This window comes from Neobacillus rhizophilus (assembly GCF_018343535.1).
GTDB lineage: Bacteria > Bacillota > Bacilli > Bacillales > Cytobacillaceae > Neobacillus > Neobacillus rhizophilus.
Genome location: NZ_JAGYPF010000002.1, coordinates 682,822 through 697,780 on the forward strand (window position 1 = coordinate 682,822; position 14,959 = coordinate 697,780).

At 45.1% G+C, this 14,959-nt stretch carries 9 protein-coding genes; 7 read left to right on the forward strand and 2 right to left on the reverse strand.

Annotated elements, in window-relative coordinates:
• Positions 1-58: 58 nt before the first annotated feature.
• The gene (locus KHA99_RS11120; RefSeq protein WP_213117513.1) at positions 59-3,286 is read left to right on the forward strand and encodes a chondroitinase family polysaccharide lyase; all 3,228 of its coding nucleotides are present in this window, start codon (positions 59-61) and stop codon (positions 3,284-3,286) included.
• A 51-nt stretch (positions 3,287-3,337) separates the two neighbouring features.
• On the opposite strand, the gene KHA99_RS11125 is transcribed toward KHA99_RS11120, so the two are convergent.
• Complete coding sequence (locus tag KHA99_RS11125; RefSeq protein WP_213117514.1) at positions 3,338-4,021, reverse strand: response regulator transcription factor; 684 nt, start codon at positions 4,019-4,021, stop codon at positions 3,338-3,340.
• 32 nt (positions 4,022-4,053) lie between these two features.
• On the reverse strand, positions 4,054-5,226 hold the full coding sequence (locus KHA99_RS11130; protein ID WP_213117515.1) for a sensor histidine kinase: 1,173 nt from the start codon (positions 5,224-5,226) through the stop codon (positions 4,054-4,056).
• Positions 5,227-5,672: 446 nt separating this feature from the next.
• Between KHA99_RS11130 and KHA99_RS11135 the strand changes: the two genes are divergently transcribed.
• The 6 genes from KHA99_RS11135 to KHA99_RS11160 all read left to right on the forward strand — a co-directional run bounded on the left by KHA99_RS11135 (position 5,673) and on the right by KHA99_RS11160 (position 14,944).
• On the forward strand, positions 5,673-6,974 hold the full coding sequence (locus KHA99_RS11135) for an ABC transporter substrate-binding protein (RefSeq protein WP_213117516.1): 1,302 nt from the start codon (positions 5,673-5,675) through the stop codon (positions 6,972-6,974).
• Between the two features lie 77 nt (positions 6,975-7,051).
• The gene (locus tag KHA99_RS11140; protein ID WP_213117517.1) at positions 7,052-7,951 is read left to right on the forward strand and encodes a carbohydrate ABC transporter permease; all 900 of its coding nucleotides are present in this window, start codon (positions 7,052-7,054) and stop codon (positions 7,949-7,951) included.
• 39 nt (positions 7,952-7,990) lie between these two features.
• Positions 7,991-8,863 (forward strand): carbohydrate ABC transporter permease, encoded by an 873-nt coding sequence (locus KHA99_RS11145; RefSeq protein WP_213117518.1) that lies wholly within the window; start codon positions 7,991-7,993, stop codon positions 8,861-8,863.
• Positions 8,864-8,875: 12 nt separating this feature from the next.
• Complete coding sequence (locus KHA99_RS11150; protein WP_213117519.1) at positions 8,876-12,289, forward strand: polysaccharide lyase family 8 super-sandwich domain-containing protein; 3,414 nt, start codon at positions 8,876-8,878, stop codon at positions 12,287-12,289.
• Positions 12,290-12,314: 25 nt separating this feature from the next.
• Positions 12,315-13,748 (forward strand): sulfatase family protein, encoded by a 1,434-nt coding sequence (locus KHA99_RS11155; protein WP_213117520.1) that lies wholly within the window; start codon positions 12,315-12,317, stop codon positions 13,746-13,748.
• Positions 13,745-14,944, forward strand: a complete 1,200-nt coding sequence (locus KHA99_RS11160; RefSeq protein ID WP_213117521.1) for a glycoside hydrolase family 88 protein — start codon at positions 13,745-13,747, stop codon at positions 14,942-14,944. The genes KHA99_RS11155 and KHA99_RS11160 overlap by 4 nt, the downstream gene beginning before the upstream one ends.
• Positions 14,945-14,959 lie beyond the last annotated feature (15 nt).

Consider the following 14,959-nt stretch of genomic DNA (forward strand, 5'->3'; position numbering starts at 1 on the left):
CCCTAGAATGGTAATTGTAAGCGTTTTAGTTTATAGAAGGGGAAGGAGATGGAAGTAGATGAGAGATTCAAAACACAAGCAGCAAGATTTTCAGCAAGGGAAACAGTATCCTAAAAAAGGGGACAAGCATTATGGGAAACGGTTTGCCGCATTAACATTAACAGCGGCTTTGACGGTGCCATTAACCATTGTACCACCTGATACAATCAGCCCAAAAACGGCATTGGCAGCCTCTAGTACGTCAGCAGGCGAGGAGGACCTATCAACTCGTGCCACGCAGCTAGAAAGTGATGCAAAAGCTCTTGGAATCCCGCTTTTCTTGTTTGAAAACGGCATCCCGAAGACGTTTATGACAGACAAGGGTGCGGCTCTCGAGCTGGATGGCCACCACTCTAAGGACGGCAAAAATTCGCTGAAATGGAACTACACGAGCGGATCCAGGCTAATCGTCAATGAGAAAATTGGATTTACACCATTTGTCCCCAACAATCAAGACCAATCAATCAAGTCCTTTGTTGTCTGGGTCTATAATGAAAAGCCCGTCAACGACACTGCCACCTTTCAATTTGGCCGGGGCAATCACGTTGACAGCTGGTTTGACATGAACCTGAACTTTACAGGATGGCGGACCGTCTGGGTATCATTTGAACGTGATATGCAAGGAACACCGCACCCGCACATGAACCGCATGACAGTTGTTGCACCTAAATCCGAATCCGGGACATTGTATTTTGACTCCATGATGCTATCAACTCCAATTGACCCGCGGCACCATACCCCGGATGCTCAGGTTCCCTTTGTGAATCCGGACGTGATGGAAGCGGCAAACGCCCATTGGCTTGGTCTTTTGCAGTATTCCAAGCTTACACCTCCAGAACCTCAAACCGAAGTAACCGAAGAGAACTTGGCCGGTATCCGCCAAATCGAAACAAAATTCACAGAGTTAGTTTTTAAAAAGCAAAAGGTAACAGATACGCTGCTAGCTGACATTCGCAGCCGCAACAAGTCATTCGGAATATCCCGTGATGAATATGGAATACACGGTGCTTCCCTGTTTATGCCGCATTTTGATCAGGCACCGGCGGCCATAAAGCCTGCCTTTAAAGAGCTTAGCAATACAGCCGATCTAAGAGCTTTCACCGACTTCATGGATTTAGTCGCAAACACTTATCTTTCTGCTGAGGACGAGGCGACCAAAAACGAACTGAAACAGATGTATATCGATTTGGCCGACCATTTGGCGGACCAGGGCTGGGCAGACGGGAGCGGGCAAGGAACAATGCACCATCTAGGCTACAATATCCGCGGGTTTTATTCGTCTGCATTCCTGATGCGGGATGTTTTAAAAGAAGCCGGTCTTCTGGAGCGCACACAAAAAGCCCTGTTCTGGTTAAGCGGAGCGGGAAAGATCTATACACCTAAAGAAGAGGTTGTCAGCAATATCGACATCTTAAACACCACCTTAAATGGAATGCTGGCCAGTATCCTTGTCCAGGAGGATTCGAAGGAAAAAATTAGAGATATGGAAAGCTTCACCTCTTGGCTGTCGCAAGGACTTGTTCCGGCAAATGGATTAGACCCTGCCTTTAAGAAGGACGGCTCAGCCTATCACCATGACAATCATTACCCAGCCTATGCAAAGGATGCCTTCACCGGGGTTACACCGATTATGTATGTATTATCAGGAGGTTCTTTTAGAGTTACCGAGGATGCCCATGAAACATTGAAAAAGGCATTGATGTCGATGCGCCTGTATTCAAACAAAACCCAGTGGCTAATCAGTGTCGCCGGGCGACATCCGGATGGAAAGGGTGCGTTGACACTTCCTCCATTCCGGTATATGGCGTTGGCGGGATCTCCAGACGGAAAAGAGCCGATTGACCATGAAGTGGCGGCCGCTTATTTAAGGCTCATCGACAAGGATGATACATGGTCTAAGCAGTTTAAGCAGCAGGGTATTACGGCAGAGGCAGCCCCAACCGGATTTTGGTCGATGAATTACGCCAATCTTGGCATTCAAAGACGGGACAACTGGCTTGTCGGTGTGAAGGGCTATAGCCGCTATTTATGGGGGAATGAAACTTATCAGGATGCCAATTTATATGGCCGTTATATGTCCTACGGGCAAATGCAAATCATGGGTGCCTCAAATCATCAAGACAGCGGCTATGTGCAGGAAGGCTGGGATTGGAACCGCTGGCCGGGGACAACGACGATTCATCTGCCGTTTGAAAAATTGCGATCCGATGTCCGGAACGTCGACCGTTTCAGCGGCTTTGAGGAAATGCTGATTTCTGATGAAACTTATTCCGGAAGCCTGAGCCTTCAAGGTCAGAACGGTATGTTCGCAATGAAGCTTCATGAGCATCCAAAATATGATAGTTCCCATCGTGCCCGGAAATCCTATTTCTTCTTTGACAATCGAATTGTGGCTCTTGGATCAGATATTGAAAATAATAACAGTGAATATCCTACTGAAACGACACTGTTCCAAAACTATATGGAAACAGAAGCCGAACCGGTGTGGATATCGAAAACAGGGGCCATTTCAGAATTCCCTTATAAAAATCAGCTCGCCCTCACACAGGATTCCTGGCTGATTGACAATAAGCATAATGGTTTTTATGTACCGTCTGGACAAACCATTTCCATTAAAAGGTCTTTGCAACAGTCCAAGAACCAGAAGGACGGGTCAGACACGTCAGGGAATTTTTCAACCGCTTGGATTGATCATGGGAAAGCACCAAAGGATGGAAAATACCAATATGCAGTGCTGGTGAATACGAATGGAAACCAAATGGCCGAGTTTGCTTCCTCCATGGAAGACCCGGGCAAAGTCCCTTACGCGGTCCTCCAGCAAAATCGGATGGCCCATATCGTCCAAGACCGTGCTACTGGGATTACAGGGTACGCATTATTTGAAGCAAGTGACTCTATCAACCAAGGAATCGTTCAAGCCGTCGATACACCATCGATGGTCATGACGAAGATGGATGGAGAAAATTTAGTCTTGAGCGCGGTTGACCCTGATTTACGTTTATACGAGGGCACCGAAGCGGACCAATATGATGAGAATGGGGTACAAAAGGAAGTCAGCATCTATTCCCGTACATGGCGCCATGCTGAAAGTATCATGCGCCCGATGAAGCTGACTATTAATGGGGAATGGACGCTTGCTTCAACAGATTCCCGCATCAGAATTCTCTCATCAGAGAATGGCCGCACCGTAATAGAATTAGATTGCAAAGATGCAGAGCCACTAGAAGTTGTCCTGAAGCCAAAATAAGACGAGGGGACGGTTCTTCTGATTCAGAAGCAGAAGAACCGTCCCCATCCATCATGAGATATCCTTAATCAAGTCAAACAGTCGTAGTTCGTTGACTTCGGTGATGACTTCTTTGGTGCTGTTTTTGTCGAATTTTTTCAACAGGCTGCTGATTTGCTTTTTGATGGTTTCTACTTCGACGGCGCGGATGTCAGCAATTTCCTTACGCTTTAAACCACTGCAAAGCAACTTTAATATCTCGAGTTCGGATTGAGTTAGGTTGGCAATGATTTTAAAAAAGTACGTTAATTGATCTTCTGACTTTTTGATGCGGGCAAACTCCGTACGAATTTTTTCAGCGATGATCGGCCGGATGGGCGATTGGTTATTATATGCCGAATAAATCGCTTCAATGATTTCTTCCTTTGGGGCCGCTTTCATTAAATAGTCGACAATGCCGGTTTGAAAGGCGGCAAAGACAATATTATTATCCTGGTGAACCGTCAGCATAATGATTTTTGTATCGGGTAAAATCTTATGAATCTCTGAAGCTGCCTTAACCCCAGCCATTTGACTCTCCATTTCAATGTCCATCAAGACAATATCCGGTTTCTTAATCGCCGCATAGGCCACAGCCTCATAGCCGCTTTTGGCAGAAGCTGCGATTGAAAGGTTGTCCACGCTGTTGATAATTCTTTCAAGCCTTCTGCGATGGGCCTCCATGTCGTCTGCTATTAAAATATGAATATTTTCCACGAAAATACCTCCCCCCAGATACGGGGTATATTTTATACCCTTTTTACCAGTGGCAATAGAATATCAAACTGTGTATATTTACCTACTTCACTTTTAACCTCAATTTTACCGCTGTGTGCTGTGATCACCTTGTGGCAGAATGATAGGCCGATTCCCCAATTGGTGATGCTTGGTTTTGTAGAGAAGAAAGGGGTGAAAATTTCTTCCACGTGTTCAGCTTCGATTCCCGGGCCGTTATCCCGAATCGAAATGGTGCCCCACTGATCCACATAGTTTACGCTGACCCAAATGGACCCGCCGGCATTAGACAGTGCTTCCACTGAATTTTTAAGGATATTATTGAGCACTTCATTGATGTAATCTTCATCCATGTAGACAAGGATGTTGGAATTTGTTTTTTCAAAATGGATTTCAACATTCGTCAAATTGGAACGAAACCGTTGAATGGCCTTTTCGATAGGGGCATCGAGCGGAACGGCCTTAATGTTTAACGTAATCTGCTTCAGTTTATCATTCGCCTGATTAATGCTTTGGAACGACTGCTCGCACGATTCGGTTATCAGTTTAAGGCTGTACAGCGCATCTTCATCATCTGCAAATTTTTCCTGTAAATATTCAGCCTCGGAGCGGATCGCCAGCAGATGATTTTTGATCGCATGGGTGAAGGCTCGAATCCCGAGTGAGGCGGTGTCAATTTTCTTCTTGGTAATGATATTGATGTTGGAATAGCGCGCTTCGTTCGCTTTGAATTTGTAAATATTATAGAGCATGATGCCGATTGCCCCAATTGCCAGCAGCGGGAAAAAGCGATATTCCATTAAAAACAAGTTAATCGAAGGCTGGACATAATTGATAAAACTTTTACTGAAGGTGATTCTGACAAAGTTGGCAGGTGCCCAGTAAAAAATAAACAGGTGTACAAAGGTTAATGGGAGCAAACTAATAGTGATATAGAATGTATGGTCCCGAATCGACCTTAATTGGTAATAACGGATGTAATGGTACAAAAATAAGGAAAGGCTAAGAACCAGATACGTATCATTCATCACTTGAAAGACAATATCGCCCGTATGGCTCCATTGCTCATAAAGATCCATTTTACCTGCCTTAAAGGCCAAATCCTGAAGCATCAGATTAAGACTTGGATCGTAAAAAAGAAACTGAACGATCCCGACAATCCCTAGACCCAGGTAAATGAAACGCAATCTAGGGTGACTCCTGAGACTGCTGATAAACGAAATAGAAAAACTTAGGAAGGAAAAATAAAATAAGATAATTCCCAGGTTAAACAGCCGAATTAACGTATGAACATCAAAGTTTCCCAGGACAAGACGATTCCAGGTTCCCGGGCCAAAATCAATGAACTGGTTCACAATATTATAGTAATTAAATTTTGATAGATAAAGGGTGAATGAAATATAGGCCAAAATCCACCCGATGGTCAACGTACATAAAAAGAATATGGATCTGCTGCTAAGGTATTTATAGATAAAAAAGATTAAAAAAACCATAAAAATCAAGCATAGAAAAATCATGATCGTCACTCCCGGCTGCAAAAAAAGGGGAAGAAAATTTTCGACTTATTTCGAAAAGTGTAAACCCTTACACTGAGTATATAACAAACTATTAAAAATTTTAAGGGGGACAATGTATGAAAAAACGTTTTAGTTTAGTGGTATTATTGCTTTTATGTTTTAGTTTGATTGTTGGCTGTTCCAATGGGGAAACAGAAAAGAGCAGCGCAAAACCAAAAGAAGAGAAGAGTTCCAATGAAAAAGTAAGTTTGAAAATGGCCGTTTTCCCTGCAGATGAAGCTATTTTTAAACAAGGCTATGAAAATTTCAAAAAGGATCATCCGAATGTCGACATTACATTCGAAACCTTCCCTCAGCAGCAATATTATGAAAAAATCCGCATGCAGCTTTCTGGCGGAGAAGGCTATGACCTATTTACTGGTCAAATGGATAACATGGTAGACACAGGAATTCTGGCACCGCTAGATAAGTACATTAAAGACAGCGGCGTGGATGTTTCCGGATACGGGTCGATGTATGACACCTATAAATATGATGGAAAAGTACTCAGCCTTCCTTACCGTAAGTCCAATTGGATGCTCTACTATAACAAGACTTTATTCGATCAAAAAGGCGTTCCATATCCAAGCGATGATATGACATGGGATGAGTTCCGCGAAGTAGCCAAGAAGATGACAAGCGGCAGCGGAGAAAACAAAGTATACGGCGCTTACCTGCAGCAATGGCCGCAAACTTGGTACATGGGCGCTGTTCAAACGGGAGCATCCATTATTGATAAAGACTTAAAACCATTTAAGGATGCCTTGCAAACAAGGGTTGACCTTGAAAAAGACGGCTCCATCATGAAATGGTCTGAGCAAGTATCAACTGGGGCGCATTATAATGCCGCCTTCCAAAAAGGGAATATTGCGATGAACATCATTGGCGATTGGCATGTTGCCCAGCTTCGTCAGGGGGAAAAAGAAGGAACCTTAAAGTTTGATTGGGATGTTGTGCCAATTCCGCATCCAGAAGGCGTTGCCAAGAATACTTCATTGGCATTGCCAGTTTCGATCATGATGAACAAAAATACGAAGCATCCGAAAGAAGCATTTGAATTCCTGAAGTACATGACAGGTAAAGAAGGGGCAGAGCTTCTTGCCGGAGCAGGCTATTTAACTGGATATATGGACAAGGATGTGGAAGCGGCTTATCTTGGCGACGGTTCACAAAAGCCAAAGAACCTTCATTATTTCTTGGAAACAAAAGAATATCCAGAATACCCAATGTTACCAGGTGTGAAAAACGTTGTCGTTGAACAAATCTTCAAGCAAGAGGGAGAGCTTGCATTAATTGGCCAAAAATCAGTTGATGACACCATCAAAGACATCACGAAACGCGTAAAAGACGAATGGGCAAGTAAGTATGGAGAAAAGTAATTAGCATCGAACTTGGCACTGCTCTAAGGTCTTTCATACAGCAGTGCCAATTTTTTTAAAAGAAAGGATGAAACAGTATGAAGCCTGGTAAAGCTGTAAAATCGAAAGCGATTAGGCGAAATCGAATCACCGCTTATACCTTTCTTCTGCCAAATATAATTGGCTTCCTTGTATTTATCTTCGTTCCCGTGATTGCCTCCTTCTGTATGAGCTTCACCTCTTGGAATGGCTTTGGGAATATCGAATTTATAGGGCTCGACAACTACAAACAATTGCTGAAGGATACTAATTTCAAAATTTCATTTATTAATAGCATCCTGTTCATGTTAATCTCTGTCCCGATTACGTTATTAATTTCAGTGCTAATCGCGATTGCCTTAAACCGGGGCATCCGCTTTGTCAAAGTGTTCCGGACGGCTGTTTTCCTTCCATATGTAACAGCGACGATTGCTGTTGCAGCTGTCTGGCAGCTCATCTTTAACCCGTCAATGGGTCCAATTAACGGAACATTAATGAAGCTGGGGATTGACTCACCTCCCGGCTGGCTATCATCGCCATCCTGGGCATTAATCTCCGTATCAATCGTCTATATTTGGCATTCAGTTGGCTATTATATGATTCTATTTTTAGCGGGACTGCAAAACATCCCAGATTATCTTTATGAAGCAGCCGAATTGGATGGCGCGGGACCGATTACGAAGTTTTTCCATATCACGCTGCCATCGTTATCTCCTGTATTGTTCTTTACCACGATCATTGGTGTAATTAACTCGTTTAAAGTATTTGATTTAATCTATGTGCTGACAGGTGGAGGACCGGGCCGGTCGACCCATGTGCTCGTCTACGACATTTACAATACAGCCTTTAAACAATTTGAGTACGGGTACGCCTCAGCGATGGCTTATGTATTGTTCTTGGTGATTCTAATCATCTCTATCATCCAATTTAGTGGGCAGAAAAAATGGGTGAACTATTAACCTATTTACTAAACCGACAGAAAGGAGCGGAAGTATTGTATGAATATTGCCACTGAAGCTCAAGTCTATACACCAGAAGTAAAAAAGAAGAAAAAATTCGCGGTTGGCCAAGCCATCAAGTACATCGTGGTTATTTTAGTTTCCTTGACGATGGTCCTTCCGTTTGTTTGGATGCTGTCTGCTTCTTTGAAACTGGAAACGGAGATTTTCGGATTTCCCATCAAGTGGATCCCGGAAACCTTCCGCTGGGAAAATTACAAGGAAGTTTGGACGGCTGTTCCCTTCCATATTTATTACTTAAATACGTTGAAAATTGCCGTCATCACCACGATTTTGGTGATTATCAACAGTTCACTGGCCGGTTATGCGTTTGCGAAAATTAAATTCCCGGAAAGCAACCGGTTATTTTTTATCTATGTGGCCACGATGATGATTCCTTATCAGGTCATGATGATTCCGCAATTTATGCTGATGAAGCAGCTTGGACTTGTTAATTCTCACTGGGCACTTATTATTCTTGGCGCCTTTAATCCATTTGGCGTTTTCCTGTTCCGCCAGTTCTTCCTATCGATCCCGGATGAATTGCTAGAAGCAGCAAGAATCGACGGCTTGAGTGAGTTTGGCATCTACTGGCGGATTATCCTGCCATTGTCCAAACCTGCCATCGCCACACTCGTTATTTTTTCATTCATGCATTCCTGGAATGATTTCTTGGGACCGTTAATCTATCTGACATCGGATCATTTATACACATTGCAGCTTGGCATCCAGCATTTTATCACCGAATATAACACGGAATATTCCCTGCTAATGGCGGCAGCGGTATCGGCTGTTGTGCCAACCATCATTGTTTATTTCTTAGCACAGGATCATTTCATCAAGGGAGTTGCCAACACGGGAATCAAAGGATAAAGGAGCGAACTGATGAACAAAAAGCCTGCAAAAGGATTGTCTGTTCTGATCATACTGTCTTTACTCATTACCATGTCCGTTAATGTACCATTGATTTTTGCTGATGATACCGCTAATCGTTTAGTAAACACAGGATTTGAAGAGACCCAGAAGGCTGCGTCCGGATGGGACCAATTAGGAGCAGCCAACTGGAGTGTGTGGAAGCCGACAGGTAAACCAATTGTGTCGATTTCCGAGGATGCACGCCACACTGGAAAATATGGGCTGAAAATTACAGCCGCCGAAACCGCACGAGCATCTGTAAATCAGGATGTCCCTGTAAAAGGTGGAAAAACCTATCTATTAAGCACGTGGCTGAAGACGGATAATATCGTCAGCGGCCAGGGGGCACGGATGAGGGTGACCACCTTTGAGAAAGGGCAGCAGCTTGACCTCCTTTACTCAACTCGGCTAACTGGGACTCATGATTGGTCACAAATCAAGATGGAGGTAAAGCCTCCGCAAAATTGCGATAGCATCCGAGTCCAGCTTTTCTTTGAAACAGGAACAGGAACCGTCATGTTTGATGATGTTTCCCTACAGTTGATTGACCCGGCTACATCGATTGCGATTGAAAATAAGGATGTGACGATTAAAGAGCAGGAGACAGCGGTTTTGAATGCCAAAATGGAACCCGCTGACGCCAGCTCGAAGATTTCTTGGTTTTCAAGCGATAATTCTGTTGCCACAGTGGATAACAACGGCACGGTAACCGGAGTAAAAGCCGGTGAAACCGTGATTATGGCCGTAACGGATAATGACCTGACTGCCACTAGTACGGTTAAGGTTTTAAGAAATGATGCCCTTGAACGGCCAGCGATTGAACAATTGGAACTGTCTCCAAAAGAACTATCATTATCGGCAGGGCAGCTACGCCTGCTGCAAACGCAGGTTACTCCGGGAAATGCAGACGCCGGCCAGCTTGTCTGGACATCTTCCAATGAAGAGGTCGCTTCAGTAAAGAATGGTATCGTGGAAGCTAATTCCCCGGGAACAGCAGTCATTTCCGTTGCGACAAGTGATGGGAAAATCAAAAGTGAAAGTCAGCTCACTGTTACAGCCGCTATCCTCGACGAGTACGATCAGCTTCGTCATAAGTGGGAAAACCAAATGACCAGTCTCGACTACTACGATGGTTCGAATGAACGAATGAAGCAAATGGTAGCCAGCCAAACGAAATCGGCGCAGTCCTTATGGAGGACAATGGTTAAGAACAAAGACCGTTCTTTCCTTTGGTATGAGTACAGAAGCAATGATAATTCCGCAGATATTCGTGACAGTTACCGGAATCTGACGACCATGGCCAAGGCATTTGCCAATGAAAATTCGGCCCTTTATCGCAACCCGCAATTGTTAAAGGATATTGAGGATGCCTTAGAGTGGCTTTATCAAAACCGCTATAACGAGAATATTCAGCAGTATAGCAACTGGTGGCACTGGGAAATCGGCGTGCCGAATGAATTAAACAGCATCATGGTAATTTTATATGATTATTTGGACCAGGAAACCATTCACCTCTATTTGAACGTGATTGATCATTTTCAGCCCGATCCGACTAAATCAGGAGCGACGACTCCTGGTAATTACCGCGAAGCAGTCGGCGCCAACCGTATAGATGTCAGTAAGGTAGTCGGTGTACGCGGTGTACTTGTGAAGGATAGTGCGAAAATCGCAGCAGCGCGGGACGCACTGAGCCAAACCTTTGAAAACGTGACGTCCGGCGATGGTTTTTATGAAGACGGCTCGTTTGTCCAGCATGAGGATGTCGCCTATACCGGTTCTTATGGAAATGTGTTAATCGAAGGGTTGACCGATATGCTTGATTTATTAAGCGGTTCGACCTGGGCTGTAACGGACCCTAAAGTGTCTAATGTCTATGACTGGATTGAAAACGCTTTTGAACCATTCATGTATAAAGGCGCTTTGATGGATATGGTCAGAGGAAGAGCGATTTCCCGCAGTTTCCTTCAGGACCATCAGGCCGGGCAAACGATTACCAAAGTAGTGATCCGGATGGCGCAATTTGCACCGGAACCGTATGCAGCGAAATATAAGAGTATGGCCAAATCCTGGCTTCAGGAAGATACGTACCTAGATTATCTTTCAAGCTCCAGTAATTTCAAGGACATGGTCCTGGCCAAAGAACTGTTGGAAAATCAAGACATCAAGCCTAGGGGAGGGCTTGATTACCATAAGACCTTCGCGTCGATGGACCGTGTGGTGAACAGAAAACCTGGCTACGCTTTTGGCATCAGCATGTATTCAAACCGGATCCAAAACTATGAAGATATGAATGATGAAAACCGCAAAGGCTGGTACACAGGCGAAGGGATGACCTATTTGTACAATGCCGATCTTGCCCAGTACAGCGATGATTTCTGGCCTACCGTTGACCCGTACCGGATGCCTGGGACGACCGTTGATACGATGAAGCGGGCAGACGGCAGCGGGGAGCATAATTCACCTGAGTCTTGGGTTGGGGGATCCACGCTGGACCGATTTGGTACAGCAGGCATGTCTTACAAAGCTTGGAATAGTTCGTTAACAGCCAAAAAATCATGGTTTATGTTCGATAACGAAATTGTCGCGCTTGGTACAGGAATCACAAGCGGGGATAACAGAACGATTGAGACGATTGTTGAAAATCGAAAAATCCGTGACAACGGCTCAAACGAACTGATCATTAATGGGGAAAAACCAGACTTAAGCGATGGTCAAAACCATACTACTGAGGCCAAGTGGGCGTATCTAGAAGGAAATGTGCCGGGCTCTGATATTGGCTATTACTTCCCGGGTGGAAAAACTCTTACCTTGAAAAAAGAACAGCGGACAGGCGCATGGAAGGACATCAATTACGGCGAACCGGCGAAACCAATTACGCGTTCCTACGCCACGATGTGGTTTGATCATGGAGTGAATCCTGCAAATGACACGTATTCCTACGTGCTATTGCCGAGCTTAACACAGGAACAAACAAGCCAATATGCCGCCCAGCCGGAGATTTCAATTTTACGAAATGACACGGCCGTTCAAGCGGTGCAGGAGCTGAAGGAAAATATCATCGGGGCAAACTTCTGGCTGGATGAAAAACAAACTGTTGGGCCGTTAACTGTTTATCAAAAGGCGTCAATTATGATGCAGGAGAAGGATGGAGTGCTGACGCTGGCCGTTTCCGACCCAACGATGCAAAATACCGGCACGATTGACATTGATTTTGATGGCAAAGCCTTTGAGGTCCTCGAAGCCGATGAACAGGTTGAGGTTATCCAAACGAAGCCTTCGATTAAGTTGAAAGTTAATGTCAACCAGGCCCATGGCAAAACCTTCACTGTTAAATTAAAAATGATTCCAAGTGTAAAAGGAAACAGTCCACATTCAATTAGATAAACGTAAGAAAAAAGGAGCGAGACAAATGGAGAGTCAACAAAGACCGAATCTCATCTATATTTTTGCCGATCAATGGCGCCGTCAGGCTGTCGGCTATGAAGAGGAGGACCAGGTGATTACGCCAAATATCGATGCTTTTGCACAGGAGGGGACGATTTTTTCCCATGCCGTCACCTGCTCTCCATTGTGCTCTCCTCATCGGGCCTCACTAATGACGGGCAGGTACCCAAACAGCACGGGGGTCTATACCAATTGTAAGGTCGGGGCGGATGTCATGTTGAATCCGGCTGAAACTTGTATCAGCGATGTGCTCTCGGAGAACGGCTACCAGACAGCCTATATTGGCAAGTGGCATCTTGATTTGCCGGAATTAAACGTCACTGACCAGCCGGAATCCGGGGCCTCCGGCTGGGATGCCTATACTGCGCCGGGACCGAAACGGCACGGCTTCCATTACTGGTATTCCTACGGGGCATGGGATGAGCATCTCGCGCCGCATTACTGGCAGGACAGTCCGGAAAAAATAAAAGTCAGTCAATGGTCGGTTGAGCATGAAACGGACCAGACCCTTAAGTATCTTCAACACCGGGATAAAGAGCAGCCGTTTGCCTTATTCTTATCGTGGAATCCGCCGCACAGCCCGTTTGATCAGGTGCCAGAAAAATACCGGAAGCTGTACGACAGGGAGCAAATAACCTTAAGGGAAAACGTAAACCAGTCTACCTTCTTGGTGCATACCGGAGAACCAGTGGATGGCGGCATCGAGGAATTAAAGGATAAGCAATTAAACTATTTCGCTGCCATCTCAGGCATCGATGACCAGTTCGGAAGAATTTTGCAATTTTTAAAGGAAGAAAATTTGGAGGAAAACACGATTGTTGTGTTGACATCGGACCATGGTGAAATGATGGGGTCACATGGCTTGATGGCGAAGCATGTGTGGTATGAGGAATCAATCGGCGTTCCTTTTTGCGTTCGCTGGCCAGGGGTGATTCCGCAAACAAGAACGGATCTCCTGCTGAACACCGTTGATATTATGCCGACCCTTTTGAGGCTGCTGGATTTAGAGATTCCTAGTTCGGTAGAGGGGGCGGATTTATCCGGGTATATCCTGAACCGCCAGAGCGGCGGACCGGAGGAAGCGTATATCAGCGCCTATCCGGGCCGCAAGGAAGCGATTGAAGCATTTCGTGAAGCGGGACTGGATAATCGGGAATTTGGCTGGAGAGCGATTCGCACACATGAGTTTACCTATGTGATTCACCATGGCTATGCTCCTGGTGATGAATTGGTCCGTTTGCTTTACGATTTGAAAAACGATCAATACCAGCTTCACCCTGAACATTTTGAAGACCCATCCGGCCATCCGGTCGCAGTGGAGCTTGAAGGAAAGTTGTGCCGCTGGCTGAAAGACTTAAATGATCCTTTTTACAACAAACTTAGAGGTGTTATGAAATGACCGTATATGCAGCCGAAGTACGCAAGGAAGACATTAAAAATATCGAACGTTTTACGAAAACTCCGGCAGTCGACCGCGCTTTTGTGGAAAAAGCCATTCAGCATGTGTTGGCCAAAATTGACCAGAGCCTAGACTTGTTCATAGACAAGTTTCCCGATTCTAACAGTGAGAACCTTGTCTACAAACCAATTGAAAACGTGGAATGGACAACGAGCTTTTGGACCGGGATGCTGTGGCTCGCTTATGAGTATACCGGGGAAGAGAAATACCGGAAAGTGGCCGAAAAGCAGATTCAGAGTTTTAAAGAACGGCTCGAAAAACGAATTGAAGTCGACCATCATGACCTGGGCTTCCTCTACACATTAAGCTGTGTCAGTGCCTATAAGTTGACTGGCAATGAAGAAGCAAAGGAAATCGCCTTAAAAGCAGCAGATTTGCTAATTACCCGTTATTACGATAAAGCCGGGATTATCCAGGCCTGGGGCGACCTTAACGATCCGAAGCAGCGCGGCCGGATGATCATTGACTGCAACCTGAACCTCCCGTTGCTTTATTGGGCATCGGAGGTAACTGGAAAACCACATTATCGGGAAATGGCACAGTCGCATGTCAAGCAGGCAGCCAAATATATTGTCCGTGAAGACGCCTCCACTTTCCATACTTATTACATGGATCCGGAGACAGGCGCCCCATTGTACGGCAATACTCACCAAGGCTTTGCGGATGACTCCTGCTGGGCGCGCGGGCAAGCTTGGGGCATCTATGGGTTTCCGCTCAGCTACCACTACACAAGTGATTGGAGTTTAGTTGAGTTAGCGAAGAAACTGACAAACTATTATTTAAACCGTTTGCCGGAAGATGAGATTTGCTACTGGGATTTAATTTTTACAGAAGGTGACCAGGAGCGGGATAGCTCAGCTGCAGCGATTACAATCTGCGGCCTGCTCGAGATGGCAAAGCACATGCCGTTAACCGACCCGGAAAAACAAATCTATGAAAATGCTGCCTTAAAAATGGTGCAGTCACTATATGAAAACTATCGGACCGAGATCGACAGTGAAGCAAATGGAATCCTCAAGCATGCGGTCTACTACAAAGCCGGCGGCCGCGGCGTAGATGAAAGCTGCATCTGGGGCGACTATTACTATTTTGAAGCGTTAATCAGACTTGTGAAGGATTGGAAGATGTACTGGTAAATCTAAGTGATTAAA

Excerpts from the sequence above, each read along its gene's own strand:
- KHA99_RS11135 (WP_213117516.1), top strand. The coding sequence starts at position 5,673 with ATGAAAAAACGTTTTAGTTTAGTGGTATTATTGCTTTTATGTTTTAGT.
- KHA99_RS11140 (WP_213117517.1), top strand. The coding sequence starts at position 7,052 with ATGAAGCCTGGTAAAGCTGTAAAATCGAAAGCGATTAGGCGAAATCGA.
- KHA99_RS11150 (WP_213117519.1), top strand. The coding sequence starts at position 8,876 with ATGAACAAAAAGCCTGCAAAAGGATTGTCTGTTCTGATCATACTGTCT.
- KHA99_RS11145 (WP_213117518.1), top strand. The coding sequence starts at position 7,991 with ATGAATATTGCCACTGAAGCTCAAGTCTATACACCAGAAGTAAAAAAG.
- KHA99_RS11155 (WP_213117520.1), top strand. The coding sequence starts at position 12,315 with ATGGAGAGTCAACAAAGACCGAATCTCATCTATATTTTTGCCGATCAA.
- KHA99_RS11160 (WP_213117521.1), top strand. The coding sequence starts at position 13,745 with ATGACCGTATATGCAGCCGAAGTACGCAAGGAAGACATTAAAAATATC.
- KHA99_RS11120 (WP_213117513.1), top strand. The coding sequence starts at position 59 with ATGAGAGATTCAAAACACAAGCAGCAAGATTTTCAGCAAGGGAAACAG.